Annotated in this window: 15 protein-coding genes; 7 read left to right on the top strand and 8 right to left on the bottom strand. The window is 67.2% G+C overall.

The window, feature by feature from the left end; all coding sequences use genetic code 11:
- Nucleotides 1-285 precede the first annotated feature (285 nt).
- On the top strand, nucleotides 286-1,440 hold the full coding sequence (locus tag RIN18_RS15955; protein ID WP_309104978.1) for a hypothetical protein: 1,155 nt from the start codon (nucleotides 286-288) through the stop codon (nucleotides 1,438-1,440).
- 12 nt (nucleotides 1,441-1,452) lie between these two features.
- On the opposite strand, the gene RIN18_RS15950 is transcribed toward RIN18_RS15955, so the two are convergent.
- From RIN18_RS15950 to RIN18_RS15940, 3 genes are all read right to left on the bottom strand, one after another.
- Entirely contained in the window at nucleotides 1,453-2,448 is a 996-nt protein-coding gene (locus tag RIN18_RS15950) for an LCP family protein (protein ID WP_309104977.1), read from the bottom strand.
- 50 nt (nucleotides 2,449-2,498) lie between these two features.
- Nucleotides 2,499-4,028, bottom strand: a complete 1,530-nt coding sequence (locus RIN18_RS15945; protein ID WP_309104976.1) for a hypothetical protein — start codon at nucleotides 4,026-4,028, stop codon at nucleotides 2,499-2,501.
- A gap of 65 nt (nucleotides 4,029-4,093) precedes the next feature.
- The gene (locus tag RIN18_RS15940) at nucleotides 4,094-4,600 is read right to left on the bottom strand and encodes a VanZ family protein (RefSeq protein WP_309104975.1); all 507 of its coding nucleotides are present in this window, start codon (nucleotides 4,598-4,600) and stop codon (nucleotides 4,094-4,096) included.
- Between the two features lie 163 nt (nucleotides 4,601-4,763).
- On the opposite strand from RIN18_RS15940, the gene RIN18_RS15935 reads away from it, so the two are divergent.
- Nucleotides 4,764-6,650 (top strand): glycosyltransferase, encoded by a 1,887-nt coding sequence (locus RIN18_RS15935; protein ID WP_309104974.1) that lies wholly within the window; start codon nucleotides 4,764-4,766, stop codon nucleotides 6,648-6,650.
- A gap of 3 nt (nucleotides 6,651-6,653) precedes the next feature.
- Here RIN18_RS15935 and RIN18_RS15930 read toward each other — a convergent pair whose 3' ends face one another.
- Nucleotides 6,654-7,430: a DUF6270 domain-containing protein gene (locus RIN18_RS15930; protein ID WP_309104973.1), complete on the bottom strand. Its 777-nt coding sequence runs from the start codon at nucleotides 7,428-7,430 to the stop codon at nucleotides 6,654-6,656.
- A 222-nt stretch (nucleotides 7,431-7,652) separates the two neighbouring features.
- On the opposite strand from RIN18_RS15930, the gene wecC reads away from it, so the two are divergent.
- Genes wecC through RIN18_RS15915 form a run of 3 tightly spaced genes read left to right on the top strand, consistent with a single transcriptional unit; the run spans nucleotide 7,653 to nucleotide 16,009 of the window.
- On the top strand, nucleotides 7,653-8,897 hold the full coding sequence (wecC, locus tag RIN18_RS15925; protein ID WP_309104972.1) for a UDP-N-acetyl-D-mannosamine dehydrogenase: 1,245 nt from the start codon (nucleotides 7,653-7,655) through the stop codon (nucleotides 8,895-8,897).
- Between the two features lie 18 nt (nucleotides 8,898-8,915).
- A complete protein-coding gene (locus RIN18_RS15920; protein WP_309104971.1) occupies nucleotides 8,916-13,349 on the top strand; it encodes a glycosyltransferase in 4,434 nt (1,477 codons plus the stop codon).
- Nucleotides 13,346-16,009 carry a heparinase II/III family protein gene (locus tag RIN18_RS15915; protein ID WP_309104970.1) on the top strand — a complete coding sequence of 888 codons (2,664 nt, stop codon included), beginning with the start codon at nucleotides 13,346-13,348 and terminating at the stop codon, nucleotides 16,007-16,009. Before RIN18_RS15920 ends, RIN18_RS15915 begins: the two co-directional genes overlap by 4 nt.
- On the opposite strand, the gene RIN18_RS15910 is transcribed toward RIN18_RS15915, so the two are convergent.
- Entirely contained in the window at nucleotides 16,010-16,744 is a 735-nt protein-coding gene (locus RIN18_RS15910; protein ID WP_309104969.1) for a DUF6270 domain-containing protein, read from the bottom strand.
- A 141-nt stretch (nucleotides 16,745-16,885) separates the two neighbouring features.
- On the opposite strand from RIN18_RS15910, the gene RIN18_RS15905 reads away from it, so the two are divergent.
- Nucleotides 16,886-18,136 (top strand): glycosyltransferase family 4 protein, encoded by a 1,251-nt coding sequence (locus RIN18_RS15905; RefSeq protein WP_309104968.1) that lies wholly within the window; start codon nucleotides 16,886-16,888, stop codon nucleotides 18,134-18,136.
- Nucleotides 18,137-18,156: 20 nt separating this feature from the next.
- Nucleotides 18,157-18,912, top strand: coding sequence for a DapH/DapD/GlmU-related protein (locus RIN18_RS15900; RefSeq protein WP_309104967.1), 756 nt, complete (start codon nucleotides 18,157-18,159; stop codon nucleotides 18,910-18,912).
- A gap of 30 nt (nucleotides 18,913-18,942) precedes the next feature.
- On the opposite strand, the gene RIN18_RS15895 is transcribed toward RIN18_RS15900, so the two are convergent.
- The 3 genes from RIN18_RS15895 to RIN18_RS15885 all read right to left on the bottom strand — a co-directional run.
- Nucleotides 18,943-19,605 (bottom strand): hypothetical protein, encoded by a 663-nt coding sequence (locus RIN18_RS15895; protein ID WP_309104966.1) that lies wholly within the window; start codon nucleotides 19,603-19,605, stop codon nucleotides 18,943-18,945.
- A gap of 301 nt (nucleotides 19,606-19,906) precedes the next feature.
- Nucleotides 19,907-21,061, bottom strand: coding sequence for a non-hydrolyzing UDP-N-acetylglucosamine 2-epimerase (gene wecB, locus RIN18_RS15890; RefSeq protein WP_309104965.1), 1,155 nt, complete (start codon nucleotides 21,059-21,061; stop codon nucleotides 19,907-19,909).
- A 33-nt stretch (nucleotides 21,062-21,094) separates the two neighbouring features.
- A partial coding sequence (locus tag RIN18_RS15885) for an ABC transporter ATP-binding protein (protein WP_375163542.1) occupies nucleotides 21,095-21,677 on the bottom strand: 583 nt, incomplete at its 5' end.

The raw sequence follows: 21,677 nt of genomic DNA, 5'->3' as shown, positions 1-21,677 counted from the left end.
GCGAGCGCCGCCAGAGGCGCCGGAGCTGGAAGTAGATGAGCACGGCTGCTCCACCCGCGATGGCGGCGCGGATCCCGCCGAGCGGTGGAGACAGGAGCATGCCGATCGCGAAGCCGACGAGCATGCCGACCGCGATCGCGATCCATCCGCGCGTGCTCACGGTTCGATCCTCCCATCCACCGCTCCGCGATGGATGGGAGGAGTGTCGCTGCGCCGCGTCGCCGGCGCGAGCCCCCGCCTGCCATACCATCGACAGCGCCAGATGAACTGGGAGACGGGAACCGCGTGGAGGACGAGCCTGAGCGCCGACCGCCGCTGACAGCGGAGCAGGAGGCCGAGCGCCGCAAGGTCGTGCTCGCCGAGCGCCACCGCGCCCGCAACCGCCGGCGCTGGATCGGCGGCGGCGTCGTGCTCGCGACGAGCGCGCTCGTCGGCGCCGGGGCTGTCGCGGCCTGGAACTCGCAAGCGCACGCCGAGTTCGCTGCCGCCGCGATCGAGCAGTGGCGAGACGACCGCGATGTCGCCGAGTGCGAGCTCGACGCCAGGCTCCGCGACGCCGTGCGCGCCGAGCAGCGCGCGAGCGATGTGCTGCCCGACGCGCGTGCGATCCCGGAGGCGGCGGGCGTGTTCGGCGACGCGGAGCGCGCCGCCTTCGCGGAGGAAGGGCTGCCCTCGCTCGAGGCGATGGCGGAGGGTCGGCTCCTCGAGGAGGCCGACCGCGCCCGAGCGTCGATCGATCGCGATGCGCCCGACATGGAGGCGTGCCTCGCGGGAGCACGGGAGCGACGCGCACCGATCGGCTCCGTGACCGCAGAGCGAGCGGACGCGCTCGCGCGCCAGTGGAGGGCGCTCGGCGACCCCGCCGATGTCGACGACGAGCGCGTGGTCGAGCTCGAGTCGACTCTGCAGCGCTTGGGCGAGCTCGCGGCCGCGACGGCGCGGAGCCGTGCCGAGGTCGCGCTCCTGCGGTCGAGCTTCGAGGCGGCGCCCGCCGACGCGTTCGACCGGTTCGATGCGATCGATGCCGAGCTCGCAGAGCTGACCGCGGACGAGCTCGCGGGCACCGCCCGCGTCTTCGACGTCATCGGGCTGCTCAGCGACCGAGCGACGGCAGCGCGCGACGTCGAGGCCGCGGCCGTGGCCGCGGCGGAGGAGGCTGCGGCGACTGCCGAGCAGCCGGCGCCGCCGGCGATCGAGCAGCCCACACCGGCGCGGCCCCGGCCCGTGCAGCCGCCCCCGGTCGATGCACCGGTCGAGCCGGCACCGGGCGCTCCGATGCCGCCGGCGCCGCCGGCGCCGGTCCCGCCGGCGCCGAGCGAGCCGCTCCCGAGCATCCCGCCGCCGCCCGAGACTCCGGGGCCCGAGCCCGAGCCGGAGCCCGAGCCCGAGCTGCCGCCCATCCCGCCGGTCCCCGATCCCGGCACCGGCGGCCTGGGCTGATCGCAGCGCCCCTTACGGCGCGTAGCCGGTGCCGTACCGATCGACGTAGGCGCGGACGTCTCCCGAGCGCAGCGCCTCGCCGAGCGCGGCGGTCTGCGCTTCGTCGACGACGTTGACCGACTGCCCGCCCCGGTCGCCGAATCCCTCGATGGGTGCCATGAGGCTGACGACGTCGTCGCGCTCGAGCTGCTGGCTGAGCGATGCGAGGGCGACCATGTCCTCGATCGAGAGCTCACCGGTGATCTTGAGCCGCGAGGCGAAGTGCCCGAACACGATCGGCAGCGCGACGGGGTCGTTCGTCGCGATCTCGTCGATGCGGTCGAGCATGCCGATGACGGCGGCGCGCTGCCGCTCGGCGCGATCGAGGTCGCCGAGGGGGAGTCCCTTGCGCTGGCGCACGTAGATGAGACCGTCGGTGCCCGAGAGGTGCACGGGGTCGGCGGTGAAGTCGACCACTCGACCCGTGCTCTGCACCGTCACCTGGGTCGGGTGCTGGTTCTCGGCGTCGAAGCCCTCGAGCGCTCGCGTGAGGCCGATGAACCCCTCGAAGTCGGCCTGCACGACGTAGTCGATCTCGAGTCCGCCGAAGAGCTCGGAGACCGTCGCCGTCATCATCGGCGTGCCGCCGATCGCGAACGCGGCGTTGATCTTGCCGGACCCGGCGCCGGGGATGGAGACCCACGAGTCGCGGGTGATCGAGACGAGCGAGAGCGTCTCGCGGTCGGCGGAGATCTGCGCGACCATGATGGCGTCGGCGTTGCCGGTCATGCTGCCGGGCGTGCGCGAGTCGGTGCCGAGCAGCAGCGCCGTCACGGGGCCCTCGGGGAGCGGATCGGCGGGCTCGGTCGGCGTGGGCGTGGGCGTGGGCGTGGGCGTCGGTGCGACGGCTCGGGGGCTCTGCGTCGGGGTGGCGGTCGCCGAGGGCGTGGGCTCGTCCGGGGTGCACCCGCTCATGAGCGTCACTGCCAGCACGGCGGCCAGGCCGAGCGAGCCTGCCTTCGTCCGCATCCGCATCCGCTTGCGCATCGCGCCCCCTGATCCTGTCGAGTCGGTCGAGGCTATCGGGGTGCGGTGCCGAGCTCTCCGTCGGTCGAGATGTAGCGGTAGACCTCGGCGTCGACGCGCTGCTGCTTCGGGAGCGAGAGGGCGGCGACGAGCAGCCGGCGGGAGCTGAGCACGGGAGCGGGGATGGTGGCGAGGTCGTACTCGGAGTAGCCGCTCCCTGCCCACTTCGTCATGCGGTGCTCCCAGTGGTAGAAGTCGTAGAAGTCGTAGCCGCGGAGGGCGTCGATCGAGAAGTCGGTGAACGCCATCCAGCGCTCGAGCTCTGCGTGGAGGGCCGGATCGTCGGCGAAGGCGGAGCTCGTGTACTTCGAGGCGAGCAGCTGCGGCGTGAGGTGCCGGTCGGAGGTGTCCTTCCACATCCCGGTGATGATCGCGCCGCCGACGCCGAAGATCGTCGCGGCGCGAGCAGGGCTGTGCAGGTACAGCGCGTTCGCGAGGTTCGCGTAGCGCTGCCACGTCGGGAAGGTCGAGCGGTAGAGCCCCGCCATCTGCGAGGTGGGCTGCATCGCCGCCACGTCGATGCCGAGGTGCGGCAGCCCGGCGGCGGCCGAGAGCCGCGCCGCGGCGTGGAAGTCCTGGTAGGTGCTCTTCGACGCGACGTGGAACGGGTGGTAGGTCATCGTCATCGCCCGCGCGCGCTGCAGCTCGACGAGGCCCGCCTCGAGCACCGCCCGCGAGTCGCGCCCCGCGGTGAGCGACAGGACGGTGAGCGGAGCGATCGAGATCCAGTTCTGCACCTGCGCGCGCAGCTCGTCGCGGAAGCGCTCACCGGCGTCGGCGAGCGAGAGCTCGACCCGGTCGTCGCTCGGGAAGAACCGCTCGTGCGAGACCGCATCGCCCTGCACCGTGAGTCGCCCGTTGGCGTAGACCTGGCCCACCTCGTCGTGCGGCGTGATGAGTCCGGGCAGCCAGCGGCCGGCGGGAGCGCGGTAGTCGCGATTGTCGGCGATCCAGCGCATCCGCTCGCTCGACAGCCCGCCGGCGAGCGACGAGAGCAGCTCGGTGTGGGAGGCGAGCGCCGGGCCGGAGGCGCCGGCATGCCAGTAGATCGACCGCGCCGCGAGCGGATCGGCGTAGGCGTCGAGCCGCTCGCCGCGAGCCACGAGCACGACATAGCGGCCCGAGAGCCACGTGACCACGGCATCCATCGCGCGCGTCTGCGCGTCGACGCCGCCGGACGCCTCTGCGGCGCGAAGGATGCGCGACGCGACTCGGTCGCGCGTGCGCGCGCCGCCCTCGTCGAAGGCGTGCCCCAGCACGAGCACCGCCGCGTCCGCCGACGTCGCCGCACTGCGCTCGAGCTCCGGGTCGACGATCGCGCGCCACGGGCCGATCGTCGCGCGCTCCCACGTGTCGCGAGGCGGCGCGGCTTCCCCGCGCGTGACGAGGAAGCCCTTCGCGAAGACGTTCTTGTAGCCCCAGACCTTGTAGCCGGGCCGCAGCTGCCGCTCGCGGCGATCGAGCTCCTGCATCGCCCGCCGGTGCTCGCGCGAACGCCGGGCGCCGCGCAGCGCATCCAGCATGGAGGCTCCTCATCGATCGGCGGCACGGCGGGCATCGGCCCTTCGGAGGCTATCGGAGCGGGGACCTAGGGACGGTCGGGCGCGGCGACGCGGGAGGGGATGCGGTCCGCTCGGCGGGCGCGGAAGCGCAGCACGAGCGCTTGGACCACCACCGCGAGCAGCGCGCCGATGAGCGCGCCGAGGGTGTTCGCCACCACGTCGAGCGCGGCCGCGACTCGGCCCGGCATGAACGCCTGGACGAGCTCGATCGCGGCGCTCAGCGCCACGCACATCGCCACGACGATCCACCAGCGCCGCGCACCGGCGACGAAGGTGAGGAGCAGCGCGACGGGCACGAACATCCCGACGTTCGCGAGCACCTCGAGCCGGCTCCACGTGAGCCAGTCGAAGAGCTCCCGGGCGCGGAGCCACTCGATGCCCCGGGTCACGCGCGGCTTGGCGCTGAGGAGGAAGTGCGTGGGCCAGAGCGTCACCAGCAGGACTGCGGGTGCGAGCAGCACGAGCCCGACCGCGCCGAGCCTCCGCAGCGGCGCGCTCGTCGCGCCTCGGGAGCCGCCTCGGTGATCGCGCATGCTTCGAGTGTGGCCTCTCTCGTGCGAAGGATGTGCGAGAAGAGCGCTCGCCCTCCGTGCGCGCCGGTGCGATCTCCGCCGTTTCGCCCGGAAGCGCCGTTGCCTGCCAACGCGCATCGCCCGCCCTAGACTGGCGCGAGTCGGCGCGCTCGGGGCGCTCGGAATGGAGATCGTGATGGGCCTGCAGACCCTTCGCACGGGCCTGTGGCACCTTCGCAAGGGCGGCCTCAAGCAGATGCGCTCATGGATGCTGCGACGGCGCGCAGCCGAGCGCAACGGCGACGTCGCGGCGCCCGCCAGGAGCCTCGACGACGACATGCCGGTCTGGCCCGTCGCGCCGCGAGCGACGCGACGCCCCGGCGTCCGAGTCGGCGTCATCATGGACACCTTCTCGGCGAGCGCGTGGGGCTACGAGTTCGACGTCGTCGAGGTGACGCCGCAGGGGTGGCGAGAGCAGCTCGCTGCGACGCCGATCGACCTGCTGCTCGTCGAGTCCGCGTGGGCCGGCTCGAGCGGTGCCTGGCGCTACCAGCTCACCGGGTCGAAGGCGCCGAGCGAGGCGCTGCGAGCGCTCGTGGCGCACTGCCGCGAGCAGGGCATCCCCACCGCCTTCTGGAACAAGGAGGACCCGCCGCACTTCGACGACTTCCTCGACACCGCCCGCATCTTCGACCGCGTGTTCACGACCGACGCCGCGCTCATCGAGCGCTACCGCGAGGCGCTCGGTCACGACCGCGTCGAGGAGCTCGCCTTCGCCGCCCAGCCCGCTCTGCACCACCCGATGCGGCAGAAGGGCCTGCACCAGGTGCGCGACATCGGCTTCGGCGGCAGCTACTGGTCGCACAAGTTCCCCGAGCGGCAGGCGCAGATGGATCTGCTGCTGGGCGCCGCGGCGGCCGTGGCGCAGCGGCGGGGCATCGGCTTCGACATCTACTCTCGCTTCGAGAACGACCCGAAGTACCGCTTCCCCGAGCGCTTCGAACCGCATGTGCGGGGGTCTCTCGACTACGAGCGGATGCTGACGGCCTACCGGGCGCACAAGGTGATGCTCAACGTCAACTCGGTCGTCGACAGCCCCACGATGCTCGCGCGGCGCGTGTTCGAGATCCTCGCGAGCGGCACGCCGGTCGTCTCGACCCGCAGCCGCGCGGTGGAGCACTGGTTCCCGAACGGCGAGGTGGCGATCGTCGACGACCAGGAGGAGGCGGAGCTGACCCTCCGCGCGCTCGTGCGCTCGCCGGAGCTCCGCGACCGCCAGGTGCACCTCGCCCAGCGCCACATCTGGCGCCACCACACCTTCTCCCACCGCGCGGCGCAGGTGCTCGAGTCGGTCGGCATCGCCGACCCGGCCGCGCCGCGCCGACCGCGCGTGAGCGTGATCGCCCCCACGATCCGGCCGCACCTTGTGCCGGGCATCATCGAGACCGCCGCCCGGCAGGTCGATGTCGACGTGCAGCTCGTGCTCATGCTGCACGGCTTCGACGAGTCCGACGCGACGCTGCAGGCGCTCGCGCGCGAGGCTGGCCTCGCCGAGCTCGTCGTGCTGCGCGCCGGCATGGATCGCTCGCTCGGTGCGAACCTCAACGCCCTCGTAGGTGCGAGCGACGGCGACGTCATCGCGAAGTTCGACGACGACGACCTCTACGGCGAGCACTACCTGCTCGACGCGTGCTTCGCGCTCGACTACTCCGGTGCCGAGCTCGTGGGCAAGGAGGCGCGCTACCTCTACCTCGAGTCGATGGATGCGACGGTGCTGCAGCACCCGCACCGCGAGCACCGCTGGGCCGACCTCGTGGGCGGGCCCACCATGGTCGGCCCGCGTGCGACGTGGGCCGAGACGCCCTTCGAGGACCGCACGCTCGGCGAGGACACCACCTTCCAGCGGGCGATCCTCGCCGCCGGCGGCGGCATCTACAGCGCGGACCGATTCAACTTCATCCAGATGCGCGGCGCTCGCGACGGCCACACCTGGCGCACCGAGGACGAGCGGATCCTGGCGAACAGCGACGTGCTGAGCTTCGGCCTCGCCCACGAGCACGTGGTCATCTGAAGCTCACTGCGTCGCTTCGACGAGCCCTTCGAAGCCGTGCACTTCGCGGAGCTGCCGCAGCACCTCTCGGTAGACCGCCGGCGTGTAGTGGAACGGCGCGAGGCCCCAGCGGTGCTGCGGGTCGGCGAGCACGACATCCACGGGCAGCTCCACCATGCGGAAGCCGCGCTCGCGCAGCAGCGCGTAGTAGGGCTCGTAGCGCTCGTTCGCGTCCTTGGCGCGCACGCCCATGCTCCAGGGGGAGGGCTTGCCCTCGGTGGTGAGCACGGCCCAAGGCACGAGAAGCGCGACCGTGCGGTCGAACAGGCCCAGCGATCGCAGCCGGTCCTCGAACAAAGCCACACGGTCGCGCCACAGTGCGAAGTGCTCGGCGCTTCCGAGCGGGATGTGCTCTGCCTCCGCGAACATGTCGTCGAGCTCTGGCATGCGGATGTTGTCGATGCTGCGGGTCACGACCGTGCCGTCGGCGAAGCGGTAGACGCCGTGCCGCTCATCGGCGAGGTCCCAGAGGAGCACATCGATCTCGGGCGCGAGCGACTCGAGCCGGTCGAAGAGGCTGCCCGCGAAGTCAGCCCTGATCATCCGCTCCTGGAACTTCGACGAGACGCTCAGTCGCTCGGGCAGATGGGGGAGTGCGTCGCTCCCGGCAGAGATGAGCGACTGCCGAGCGATGTAGCCACGCAACGAGGTGCCCGCCGGCTCGGCGAACTCCATGGTGTCGCGTGCGACACAGCTGCCGTAGACGAGCACGTGCACCGCGCGATCGTCTGCGTGGGTCACTACTCTCCCGCGGTCGTTGGGCGCGTTGGTCTAGCGCTCCCTCACGATACCCCTCGTGCGCGATGAGGCCCCAAGCGACGTTGAGCAGACTCCCCAGGCGAAAGTGGTATGGCGGCAAGTTTGCCGATAGGTTGCCGTGTTGGGGCGCGCTTCCGCACGTTCTGAGCATGAGCACCTGCACCGACTCCGTCGGGAGTCGCGATCTACGAGGACCAAGCATCCATGGAACCCACCCAGACCGTCTGCGTCGTTGGGCTCGGCTATATCGGACTTCCTACCGCTGCCATCCTGGCGGCGAACGGCAACGACGTCACGGGCGTCGACGTCAACCCGCGTCACGTCGAGGAGATCAATGCGGGTCGCGTGCCGTTCGTCGAGCCTGACCTCGAGGCGGTCGTTGCTGGCGTCGTCGCGCAAGGGCGCTTGCGAGCGCAGGCGACGGTTCCGCACGCGCAGTCGTACATCGTTGCCGTCCCGACGCCCTTCACCGAGTCCTACGATGTGGACCCGAAGTACGTGCGTGCGGCTGCCGAGTCGATCGCGCCGCAGCTGCGGGGCGGTGAGCTCGTGATCCTCGAATCCACTTCTCCTCCGGGCCTCACCGAGCAGATGGGGCAGTACATCCTCGACGCGCGTCCCGACCTCACGCTTGAGCCGGGGGAGCACAACTCGCTCTACCTCGCGCACTGCCCCGAGCGGGTGCTTCCGGGCCGCATCATGATCGAGATCGTCGACAACGACCGGATCATCGGCGGTGTCACGTCCGAGGCTGCCGAGAAGGCTCGCGATCTCTACGCCACGTTCTGCAAGGGCGAGTTGCTCCTGACGGATGCGCGCACCGCCGAGATGGCGAAGCTCGTTGAGAACTCCTATCGCGACGTCAACATTGCGTTCGCCAACGAGCTCTCGGTGATCAGCGACCGGCTCGACATCGACGTGTGGAAGCTCATCGAGCTCGCCAATCACCACCCGCGTGTGAACATCTTGCAGCCCGGTCCCGGCGTGGGGGGGCATTGCATCGCCGTCGATCCGTGGTTCATCGTCGCTGCGGCGCCCGAAGAGGCCAAGCTCATACGGCTGGCTCGGGAGGTGAACGACGCGAAGCCCGACTTCGTGCTCGAGAAAGTCATGGCCAAGGCCGCGAGGTTCCGCGAGCCGGTGATCGCCGCGCTCGGCATCGCGTTCAAGGCTGACATCGACGATCTGCGCGAGTCCCCGTCGAAGGCGATTGTCGAGCGCCTCGCGACCGAACTGCAGCACGCACGACTGCTGGTCGTCGAGCCCAATATCGACCAGTTGCCCGACTCGCTCGCCGAGTGCAGCAATGTCGAGCTCGCTGAGGTAGACATTGCGATCGACCGAGCCGACATCGTGCTCGCTCTTGTCGACCACCACCAGTTCAAGACTCTCAGTCGTGATGCGCTGGCAGAGAAAGTTCTCGTGGATACGAAGGGAATGTGGCGGTAGATCCGTCAGGAACCCACGATGCATCGAGGCAACGACGAGTCCCGCCCGCAAGGGCTTCCTGCGCGCGGCCATGTCAAGCGTCTGCTCCGCGACCCTGAGACAGCGATCAACAAGTACGTCGGTTTGCTTGCTCGGTCGCAAAGGTGGGAACGCGAGCGACAGGGGTTGAACCGCAAGCTGGCCGACGCACAGGGCAAGGCGCGCAGCGCGTCAGCGGCTCGAAAGGCCGTGGAAGTGCTGGAGGGCGAAGTCCGACAGCTCCGGTCAGAGCTTGACTCGGCAGCCGCCGAGAATCGCCAACTGCGTGCTGATCTCAAGCGCATTCGCGGGTCTCGAGCCATGATGATCGGACGGGGCGTACTTGCGCCCGCTCGCGTTGCTCGACGTTTGGTGCAGAGGGACAACGCGTCCTCGCCGGCTGACGTGGGCGGAACGACAGGAAGCGCCGAGTCGCCGAACCCGGACGAGCGGGCGCTTGGGCGCCACTCTGACCAAGCTCTTGCGGCCGGTCAGTCTGCTGCATTGACTCCGCCGGCGGTCACGACGGCGGAGTTGCTAGAACAGCTCGAGAAAGAGCCTTCGCCCGACTCGCTCCGTCGCGTGCTGAACGCTCTGTGGTTCACCGAGGGCGAGATCAGTCGACCCGCCGCTTTGCTTGCTCGCTATGCGGACCTCGTCGACCTTGCGCAGGGACCGGTACAGCACCTCGCGGAGCAGATTCGGTCCGCTTCGTATCTGTTCGAGCACGGCTACGCCGTGCCGCCTCGTGCGGCAGGCACGGCGCTACGCACAGAGCCGGGGCGCGTTATGTACTGCGCGCATTCGACGCCGGTCTATGGGACCAACGGATACTCCGTCCGCACCGGTGGAGTGGCGCAGGGGCTCGCTGCGAACGGAGCTGACGTGTTCGTCGTCGCGCGAGCCGGCTACCCATGGGACAGCGGGTTTCAGGGACCACGCGTTCGAACGGCAGTAGAGCGCGGCGGCATTGAATACGTGCACCACCCTGGGACATCCCTCTCTGAGGCAAGTGCTGTCGAGGCAATCGATGAAGCCGCCGATGCATTCCTGCGCGAGGCCAGGCGTCAGAGGCCAGAAGTGGTTCACGCCGCATCCAACTACCTGACCGCGCTGCCAGCGCTGATCACTGCTCGCCGGCTTGGGCTCCCGTTCGTCTACGAGGTCCGCGGACTCTGGGAGCTGTCCGCAGCGTCGACACGGCCAGGATGGGACGAAACCGAGCGGTACGCGCTGCAGGTGAGGCTCGAGAATCTGGTGATGCGAGAGGCCGACCAGGTACTCGCGATCACCAGACAAGTCGCCGATGTGCTCGAGATCCGAGGCGTCGACCCGCAACGCATCGCCATCCTTCCTAACGCGGTGGATTCGCGTGGCCAACTCCCGCTCCCCATCGACGAGGAGTACGCGAGCTCGCTCGGGATCGAACGCGACGTTCCCTGGATCGGCTTTGCAGGCAGCATGGTGCCCTACGAAGGACTCGACGTACTGCTCGATGCAGCCGCTCTGCTCCGCCGGTATGGGCGCGCGTTCCGCGTCGTGCTCGCAGGCAGCGGCTCGCACGAGGCCGAATTGCGTCGGCGCGCCAGCGACCTCGGTCTCGCCGATATCGTCCACTTCATTGGGCGTCGACCGCACGAGGAGATTCCGCGGCTGATATCTCTGTTCGACGTCATGCCGTGTCCACGCGTCGATCAGCCCGTAACGCGGCTGGTGTCTCCGCTCAAGCCGATCGAGGCATTCGCCAACGGCAAGGCCGTGGTCTTAAGCGACCTGCCGCCGCACCGTGACCTTGCGGGTGATTCACAAGAGCGTGCTCTCCTAAGCGAGGCAGGGTCGCCAGCGTCTCTCGCGGCGGCCATCGCGCGCTTGCTCGACGACGAAGAGCTTCGCGCCGCGCTCGAACGCGAGGCGCGGTTGTGGATCACGCGTGAGCGCCAGTGGAAGTCGGTGTGTGCTCCCGTCGTGCGCACCTACCGAGACCTGCTCCGCGCACAGCAGCCGCCTGGCCCCGGCCTCGGCGACGTCAGGGTCGGGTTAATCGCAGATGAGTTCACGACCAAAGCGATCGCGGGCAGCGTGGAGGTGGAACTACTCGACAGGCAGCGCTGGTCGACGCAGCTTGACGGGCTCGCATGGGTGATCATCGAGTCGGCTTGGGCGGGCAATGGCGGCCAGTGGCATCGAGGCATCGGTTACTACTCAAAGGAGGAGCACTCCGACATCAGAGCCCTTCTCGCAGCGTGTCGCAAGCGTGGGATTCCAACCGTGTTCTGGAACAAGGAAGATCCCGTGCACACGAAGCGGTTCCTTCGCACGGCAAGGCTTTGTGATCACGTCTTCACCGTGGACTCTGACCTAGTGAGGGAATATCACCGGAACGCGCCGGCCAGTCTCTTAACGGTAAGCGGTATGCCCTTCTTCGCGCAGCCCAGGATCCACCACCCTCTCGCGGCGGGCGCGGACGACGATTCGATCGCCTACGCGGGGACCTACTACGGCGACAAGTATCCTGATCGAACCCGAGCGCTCCGTCCCCTGTTGCGAGCGGCAGATGAAGTCGGGCTCGCCATCTACGACCGCCAGGCTTCAAGCCCCGACTCGCCTTACCGATTCCCGGCCGAGTTGCTGTCGCGAGTGCGCGGCAGTCTGCCCTACGACGAGGTAGTCGGCACATATCGAACGCACCTTGCGCACCTGAACGTCAACAGCGTCCCCGCGTCGCCCACGATGTTCTCTCGTCGGGTGGTGGAGATCGCAGCATGCGGCGGCGTGGTGCTCTCCGGGCCCTCTCGTGCCCTCGACGAGCTATTCCCAGGCTCGTTCCCTGTATGCGCAACCCATAGCGATGCCTTGGGATACGTGCACCTCTGGGCGCTCGACCCCGAGCAGCGCCGTGCCGAGGCTTGGCGCCAAATGCGGGCCGTGCTCCGGTCGTACACCGCAGACGACGCGCTGGTGGTGATGGGGCGCACCGCTGGGATCCCGCTCGCCGCGCGGGCCCGCCCCACCTACGCGGTTGAGCTTGGGGTGGGCGATGGTCGCGCACTGCTTGGACAGTCGGTATTGCCCGACCTGGTCGTCGGCGCGCCCCCGGCTGACGTGCGTGACTCGCTTCGGCGGCGGGGCGTTGAAGTGGTAGCCCACTGGGACGACGCAGTAGCGAAGCCTGAGTGGATCGCGAGGTGTGAGCCGAAGGGCCGCACCTGGTTCGAGGATCTGTTGCTTGCCGCCCAGTTCGGCGAATGGGATCGCATCGACTTCGTGGAGCAGGGACTAGACGGCACGCGCGCACTCGCCAGAGCCGGCCGCCAAGAACCCCGAGGCCGCCAGGCGCTGGTGAGGTGCGACGCGAAGCGTGCCAACGAAGCGCGGATCGTAACGCTTGCCGTGGCTGCGGACGAGTCGCCAGAGGGAAAATCAACATCGGGGGCCTTGGTCGTGTCCAGCCAGCCGATGCGCCTGCTCATTGCGGGCCACGATTTAAAATTCATCGAAAAAGCGATACCGGCGCTGCAAGACCGTGGCTTCGTCGTCGAGATCGACCGTTGGAGCGATCACGCCGCACACGACGAGGAACGCTCGAAGTCCCTAGTCGCTGATGCTGACGTCGTCCTCGCGGAGTGGGCACTCGGCAATGCTGTCTGGTATGGCCGCCACAAGCGGCCGGGCCAGCGATTGGTCGTTCGAGCTCACATGCAGGAATTGCGCTTGCCCTATCTCGCGAGAGCCGCGCAGACCCCTGTGGACGAGTTCGTATTCGTCAATGAGACAGTGCGGCGGTCGGCAGTGCTCGGCCACGGCGTAGCCGCCGAGCGCTCGATCGTCATCCCAAACTTCGTCGATGTCGATGCGCTCTCGCGAGCCAAGCTCCCTGAAGCGAGCCGTCGGATCGGCCTCGTCGGGTTCGTGCCGCGAATGAAGCGGCTTGACCGTGCGCTCGACGTGATCGAAGCAGTGTTGCGACTCGATCCTCGATATTCACTCGTAGTGAAGGGTCGCAGGCCCGAGGAGTATCGTTGGATGCTCAATCGGCCCGAGGAGCTCGCCTACTACCGGCGAGAAACGGAGCGCGCCGAGAGCCTAGCGATGCAGCATCCGGGCGCCGTCACCTTCGAAGGCTATGACGAGAACATGGCCGAGTGGTATCGGTCCGTCGGTGCCGTGCTCTCAGTGAGCGACTTCGAGAGCTTCCACTACACGATTGCGGATGGGGCCGCGTCTGGCGCGCGCCCCTTGGTACTGGCGTGGGGAGGATCCGATCTGCTGTATCCGGCCGACTGGCTCCATTCGACGATCGACTCGATCGCGCGAAGCGCCGTGGCGCCGTGGAGCGATCAGCAGGCGAATCAAGTGCGGAACACCGTCGCTGAGCGATACGGCATGAACGTGGTCACAGACCTCCTGGCGCGAGCCTTACGCGGGTCACCATGACCCCGCAGGTGCCGGAGTACCTTCTGCCGCAGATCCTCGAGCTGCTCCCCGGCTCGGGACGCCGTGAACTAGCGCAGGAGACGTTTCGACGGCTGTTGAGCGACGGTGTCGTTTCGGGCTATGGGCTGAGTCGAGACGTTCCCGGGGACCCCGAGACGCTCTGGGCTGCGACCGACGACCGGTCAGAGCTGCGGAGGCTACACGGCTTCCTCTTCGCGGCGCAGTGGGGTCCTCTAGCCGAGGACGGAGATGCTGAAGTCCTCTCAACCATTCGCGAGCGCGTCCTGGCATACCTAGAGTCATGGTGGAAGCTCCACGGTGCTCTCAGTCGCGATACCGCGCCGATGGCATTCCATGACGAAACCACCGCCCAGCGCCTGATGGCCCTTGTCGGACTGCGGTTGAGGCTGTGGCCGGATGACGCTGTTCCAGCTCTTGAGCGCGTCGTCGAGCAGTGCCGGAACCTGCTCGTCAGGGATGACTTTTACGGCGGCCGCAACAATCACGGCATGTTCCAGGACTTGGCGCTGCTGGCGGATGCGGTCCTATCGCCGCTGGATGAGGACGTACGTCGCAGGGAGGCCGCAGTTGCGGCAGCGCGGCTAAGTGACTTCACGCGAGCGTCCTTCACCTCCGAGGGGGTGCTTAACGAGCACAGCCCGGCTTACCACGTCCTGGTCGTGCGCTCGCTCCTGCTCGCACAGCCGTTGCTCGCAGAGCTCACTCGACGTGGGGTGCTCCAAGAGGCGCATGACGACTTGAGTCACCTGCTGGAGGGCGCTGAAGAGTACGCGACGCAAGTGGTCGGTCCTGACGCCTGCTACCCGCCCGTGAGCGATACGACGAAGCGGCGACTAGATTCGCCCGGGAACCTCGTCGCATTCCGCAGTCCCGAATTCCGGTACGCCGTCACTGGAGGCGCCGAGGGGCAGCCGCCCGCTCGGACCGCAGCGGCCTATCCGGTAAGCGGCGTGGGCGTTTTTCGCGAGCGCTGGGGCGACTCCGACGCGACTTACGTGCACTTCTCATCCGGCTACAACGGCGGCTATCACAAGCACTCCGACGAGATGAGTATTTACTTGGCGAGTGCCGGGATCCCATTGCTACGCGAAGCGGGGCCCTACGGCTACAACTATGAAGACCCGCTCACAAAGTACGCGTTTTCCTCGCATGCGCATAACGGGCTCGTCGTAGACGGGCTGAGCTTGCCGCGGCATGATGGTCGAGTCGATGAAACGACAATGGCGGACCTCGGATCCACGGCGAACGTGCTCTTCGTACGCGGCAGGACGACTCGCTTCACCGGCGTAGTACATCAACGAACCGTACGCGCCTCAAGTGGAGAGGCGGGCGCGGTCGTGGATGTATACGACGAGATCCACTCTGACGACACCCGGCGCTACCAGCTCCTGTGGCATCTCGGACCCGAGGTCCGACCCATCGTGCGCGGCGATCAGGTGGAGTTGCACGCCGCCGGACGCCAACTAGCCGAGCTCTCCTTCGACTCTGCCAGTGCATATCGCCTCCGCGTCGTGGATCCGAAGTCAGATGACATTCTTGGCTGGAGTTTCCTCGACTTCGGCAAAGCGGTGCGCGCCTACACGCTGGAGTTGGAGTTCTTCGCCGATGCAGTCGACGTGCGGACGACGATTCGGACTGGGGGTTTCCCGGTGCCTGCTGGCCTCGCGGCGGGAGCCGACGGCGGCCCTGCCTGGGCTACGTCAGGCGAGCCGCCGGTGACGTCGATGCTCGTTGCGCCGCGAACGCCGAGCGATCGGCTTGTCGTCGCCTTCTCCGAGATCGGGCCAGCGGGTGCGCGCTCCGATCGCAGTCCGAGAGACTTGGAATCTGTGGATGCGTGGAAGCTGTTCATCCGCGACAACTGGGGCGTGCACGGCGCCTACTACTACGCGCACGCCAAGGAGACCCGAATCTTCGCCGCGGTCCAAGGGCTCATCACCCGAACTGCGACTGAACTAGGGATATCGACACGGAACATAACTGCCGTCGGATCCTCCAGCGGAGGCACCGGCGCGCTGATCCACGGGCTGGCAGTCGGTGCAGGCCGCGTGATCGTCGCTGCGCCGCAAACACGCATAGGCCGCTACAGCTTGCTCAAGCGGCCAGAAGTGCTTCGCTACATGGCAGGTGGAGCATCGCCCGCCGACGCCGCTTGGGCAGACCACATCGTGATGGACGCTGTACGGAACGCGGCGGCCACTCGGGTGACAATGCTGGTTGGGGACGCCGATCCGCATCTTTCGCAACACGCGCAGCCGTTCCTTTCCGTCAGCGCTCCCACCTTAGTCAGGGCTGACGCAATCGTGCTCCCGGGGGTGGGTAGCGCTGGGACGAACGCGCTGTTCACGACGACTCTGCCGCACTTGCTGAATGCCGCCGCCGCCGCATACGCGCGGCCAGCGTTCTTGATACGTGCGGTAGCCGGCACGGCGGTCGTTCACCTGGAGCTGGAGCCCGGCGAACGGGCCACAGTCAAGTGGTTCAGGGGCTCTCAACTGCTAGCTACAGTGCCCTCGAGCAATCGCGAGACGCACGTTCTTTCGGGGCTCACGCCGGGGAACGTCCGAGCACGAGTCTACGTGCGGGACGCCTCCGGCGACAGCCTCGAGCCCTTCACGACTCAGCCCGTGCGCATCTAGTTACGCGTCGCGTGGCAACTGAATGCGCTCCTCCCACCAGCGATAGGCGTCGTCGACGTAGTGGTAGGGAGCGGGACCCCAGGTGTGCGTCTGAGTCGACGTCGACAACGCTGCCGGTAGTTCGATCACCCGGAAGCCCAACTCCCGCGCGTAGTCGAAGTAGCGGAGATAGCGCTCGTTCCAGATTGTTGCAGGGATCGATGCATGGGGCGCAACCGGTACACCGTCGTCACAGTAGTCCGCGAAAGGGGTTCCGAGGAGCACGGTGCGATCCAGCACGCGGACCTGGCTCGCGACATCCCGGACACGCGCGGCCGCTGCGCGCCATAAGGCGAAGTGCTCGTCAGTCCCGAATGACACAAGTCGTGCGTCCCGGCCGGGCAACCATCCGGAGCGCCGGAGCTCCGCCGTGTTCGTGACGAACCGCCCAGGCGTGATCTCATAGACGCCATCGCGCTCGTCCACGAGGTCGAAGAGCACGAGGTCTGCTGCTCCTGCATGCGCCCGAAGAGCTCGTAACGCGGACGACTTCCAGTCTCCCTCCAAGTTTCGAATCTGGAACGTGGACTGCAACCTCTGACCATCCGGAATCGCGGACGCGGGCGAGGTGGCACTGATCCAAGACTGTCGAGCGACGTAGGTCTGCGTAGTCAGGCGCCCGCTCGAAGTAGCTACGAGATCGCGCGAGACGCAGGACCCGTGGATGAAGGCGTGGAAGGGCCTGGTCGAGCGCATCTTCCTAGGCTATCCGCCCTCCAGCAGAGAAAGCCGTTCTTCTGCGCGACCGAACTTCGGGGTGTTTGTGCTGTGAACTAGTCTTGGAGCATCGTCCTCCGAGAAAGGATTGCGGTCACCGCGCAGCGCCCGCCGCCATTGATGCGAATTCTGCTCCTCACGCACTACTTCGAGCCCGAGAACGGCGCGCCACAGCGCAGGTGGTACGCCCTCATTGAGCGCCTCGTCGCTGCCGGGCACCAGGTGCATGTGGTCGCTCCGCCGCCCCACTACCCCACCGGTTCAGTAGCAGCGGGGCTGCCGCGCTCGCTTCTGCCTGGGGGCTCCGCCGTAGGGGCGCACGGAGCGACGGTTCATCGAGTGGCGTACCTCCCGCACAGCAGAAGTATGATCTCGCGGACGGTCGACCACATCTGGGTCGCGGGTGCAAGCATCGCTACGGTGCGCCGACTCGTGCGAAGCGGGGCTATTCACCCGGACGTCGTCGTCGCAACGGCACCGGGCTTGCCGTCGCTTGTCGCTGGAGGATTTATCGCTCGTCGGCTACGGGTTCCTTTCGTAGCGGAGATGCGAGATGCGTGGCCAGATCTCGTGTCGTTCACTCCCGGCCTTGCACAGGAGCGCGGAGTGATGAAGCGCGTGAAGCAGCGCGTGCACGAGGCCGTCACCGCGTTGCAACGACGTGCAGCGTTGGTGGTCACCACGACCGAGAGCTTCGCGGCGGTCCTACGCGAGCGAGGTATAGACCGCGTTGAGGTAATCCGGAACGGCACAGACCTCGGCCGCTACGCAGTTCTGCCCGAAACCGTCCACGATCACGACGCCCTTCGCGTGCTCTACATGGGGACGGTGGGAAGGAGCCAGGGGCTTGAGACGGTCATTCGCGCGACGGCCCTTGTGCGGAGCGCGGGGCTCGCGATCGAAACTCGCATCGTTGGCTATGGCGCTGACGTCAGGAACCTCTCGGCTCTGAACGCCGCGCTCGACTATCCGGTCGAGCTCCTGAGTCGAGTCGACGCGGATGAGGTCTTCGGCCATTATGCGTGGGCCGATACAGTTTTGGTTTCTCTGCGGGACTGGGAGCCGTTCGAATGGACCGTGCCTTCTAAGCTCTACGAACTACTCGCTACAGGGAAGCACATCACTGCTCTCGTGGCGGGAGAGGCCGCACATATCGTGCGCTTGACCGGTGCGGGCGATGTCGTCGCGCCGGGCGACGCGAGGGCCCTCGCTGAGCTCTGGACCAGCCTCGCTGCGGCGAGGCACCGGCTCTCCGGCCGCGATGGGGGCAGAGCTTGGGTCGCGAAGAACGTCGATTACGACGTGATAGCGGAGAAGTATCGGTTGCTTCTAGAGGCCACGGCGGCTTGCCGAGCGTCAGGTGTAGCGTGATCGACTGTCAGTATTGAGGGGTGGCTGCCTTCTCCCCCGACTCCCTACCCGCGATGTCCACGGTGGCGCCGAAGCGGCCGATCGCTCTCTGGGGCCGGAACCGGCACACGGCGCTCGCCGCTCTCGTCTTGATGCACCGCCACGCGACGTCGCTGTGTTTGGTCGACGAAGACACAGCGGCGAGAGGCCCCTGGCTTGAGAGCGTCCCAAGCGTCAGCGCCGATCGCCTTGCCAATGACGCGAGAGTTCTGCATTCGGCCGTCGGGAAAAGTCCGCCCCCGTCGATGTCCTCCGAAGCGTTCGACCTGGACCTCGCTTCTGAGGACGCCCTGAAAGTGGAGATGCGCAGGCTCTCGCTAGTTCAACTGCATTCGGTGGCACATCAACTTCATGGATGGGGTTTCAGTCTCGAAGCGCAGTTCGTCGACGGCGTGATCTTCGATCTCTTCAACTCACGTGTACCAGCCGCCGCGATCATCGGCGAGGGAACAACCTTCGGCTACGGGGGAATCGGGGTGGTAATCCACAAGGGCTCAGTCATCGGACGCAATGTGAAGATCGGGCAGAACGTGACTCTTGGCTCGCGTGCGGGAGGCGCGGGCCTCCCGGTTATAGGCGACGACGTCTACATCGGCCCAAACTCCGTCTGCCTCGGCGGCTCCGTAGGCGACGGCGCCGTGATCGGCGCAGGCAGCGTGGTGCTGCATCCGGTCGCGGCGGGCGCCGTGGTCGCGGGGAACCCAGCTAGGACTATCCGGTCAGGACCGAAGCCGTAGCCGGGTCGCCTTAGAGACCGGAATATGCTCCTACGTGGATTCAACCTCGCGGCGGGCGTCGAGCAGCATAGGCCTGCAGGACTCAGCCACCTCCAAGTTGTTCGGGGCAGGGCCAGCGAGGCCGCGCAGAACGCACTCGATCACATCGCGAGGCGGCGGTACATGTCCGTCGCCCCAGCGAGACAACACGAGAGTCAACGCGCGCGACGGTTGAGAGATCACAGCCGTCTCGAGATCCTCGATCGTCTCTGTGGAGCCCATCGCCTCGAGGACGGGCATGAGGTGCTTCTCGACGTGCCAATCCGAGGACTCTTGGAAATAGATGACGCTGCCGAGGAACCAGCGCCATGAGTCGGGCTTGGCCAAGTTCATGTCTGAGCTATCCGCGAAACAGGCGGAGCTGTCGTAGCCGCCGGCACGCTCGAATGCTCGCACTGCCGGAGCCGAGTACTGAGCGATGTTCGTTTGCGGGTTCCAAACGAACGCGGTCGTGTTCGAGTGGTCCCGAGCGAGACGCAGCGCGGCGTATCCGCCGCCTGACCCTCCCCAGGCGACGATACGAGGCGCAGCCGCCACCGACGCTACGTGAGAGACGATGGCCAGCGCGATGCGGTGCACCCTGGCGCCGCGGGCACCGGCGTGCCAGCCGATCTTCAGCGCGCGGTTCGAGTCGAGGATGGGGTCAGAAGGCACAAGGATGGTCGCATCGATCCCTTGAGTGATAGCGAGTCCACCAACTCTCGGAACGTCGTCCTCGCTGCGCGTAACGGCGCCGTGGAAGTGCACGAGGACCGGCGCACCTTTGCGTTGCTTCAGGTAGAACTCGTAGACGCCGGCCTGTCGCGACCCCGCCCTGATTGGGACCGCATGCATTCCGTCTTCGAGATGCGGCGACACGAGCAGGTGTTCGAGGCTCGACCACAAGAACTGCGAACTTCCCCATCGCGACGTGCGCGGGCTCGAGAGGCTCGGATGCGCCCAGCTCGTCATCGGGTTAACTCGATGCCGTGAAGTCGCGCTCGCGCTTGCCCACGCCAAGCAACTCCGCGATCGCGGCTACCGACCGCATCGACGCCTTACCATCTCCATAGGGATTGACCGCGTTGGCCATCGCGGCATAAGCATCCCTGTCCTCGAGCAGATGATTCGCTTCGAAGACGATGCGGTCGTAGTCTGTGCCCACGAGTCTGACCGTGCCGGCCTCGACGGCTTCGGGGCGTTCAGTGTTCTCACGCATGACGAGCACCGGCTTCCCGAGGCTTGGGGCTTCTTCCTGTACCCCGCCCGAGTCGGTTAGGACGATGCGCGCGGCGGCCATGACCTTGGTGAATTCCGCGTACGGAAGTGGCTCTGTGACAATCACGTTGCCCTTCCCCTCGAGGTGAGGGAGGACAGACTCACGCACGATCGGGTTTCGGTGGACCGGGAGGATCACGATGTGGTCCTTGTGCTTTCTCGCGAGTTTCGCGAGGGCGCGCCCGATCGCGTCCATGCTGTCGCCGAGGTTCTCACGACGGTGGGTGGTCGCGAGGATGATTGGCCGTCCGCTGGCGAGCGCTTCCGCGACTGCAGGGTCGCCCGGCACAGTGTCCCAGGTTGCGGCCTCGAGCAGAGCATCGATGACGGTGTTGCCTGTGATAACGATTGTCGAGGGTTCGACCGACTCGTGGAACAGATTGTCACGCGCCCCCTTCGTGGGAGCCAGGTGCAGTCTTGCGACTTGGCTGATGAGCTTCCGGTTGGCTTCCTCGGGGAATGGAGAACCGATGTCGCCGGTCCGCAGCCCCGCCTCTAGGTGCACAACGGTCACCTGGCGGTTGAATGCAGCGATGGCGGCGGCCATCGCGGTCGACGTGTCTCCCTGAACGATGACGACGTCCGGGCGCTCGGCGACGAGGAGCTCGTCGATGCCCGCAATCGCGCGCGAGACAATGCTGTTGAGCGGCTGACCGGCTCGCATGAGATCGAGGTCGTGCTTCGGTGTGATCCCGAACATCGCGTTGACCTGGTCGAGCATCTCTCGATGCTGGCCGGTGACGACAGGGATCGACTCGAACCGGTCATCATGCTCCAGCGCCTCGATGACGGTAGCGACTTTGATCGCTTCCGGTCGCGTGCCGTACACCGTCATCACCTTGTGCTGTGTCATGTCACACTCCGTCCGGGTTCCTCGTCCTATCGGTCAGCGCGCGAATGCGGGCGGATACGAAGCGGTAGCGCTGACCAGGGCCTTCTTCGCTGCTTCTGTCTTGCCCAGCGCGATGCTGTGCGCGTAGTAGCGGTACATGTTCGCGACTTCGTCCGCCGGTCCGTCGGCGATGAGCGTTCCCGCGTCGAGCCAGATCGCGCGAGTGCACATGTCCTCGATCGTCTTCGCGGCATGGCTCACGAGGAAGACGGTTCCCGCCCTCGCGATGAGGCCCTGCATGGCTTCCTTCGCTCGCTCCGCGAATGACGCGTCGCCGGTCGAGAGTGCCTCGTCGATCATGAGGATTTCTGGGTCGGCTGCCACCGAGATCGCGAACCGGAGGCGGGCGGCCATGCCGGAGGAGTACGTATTCATTGGCTGCCGAATAGCTGCACCGATGCCAGCCAACTCCTCGATGCGCTCCTTGGCGAAGTACGCGTCGTCTGGGGTCATGCCCATGGCGAGCGTCCCCAGCCAGATGTTCTCCTCGCCGGAGAGCTCGGGCACCAGCGCGGCGCTCACACCGAGCAGCTGCGGCTGCGCCGAGGCGACGACCGTGCCGGAAGTCGCCGGTTGG

Source organism: Microbacterium sp. (assembly GCF_031179285.1).
In the GTDB taxonomy this organism is placed as follows: Bacteria; Actinomycetota; Actinomycetes; order Actinomycetales; family Microbacteriaceae; genus Microbacterium.
The sequence above is the reverse complement of the archived record's forward strand: the minus strand, read 5'-3'. Positions and strand labels throughout refer to the sequence as shown.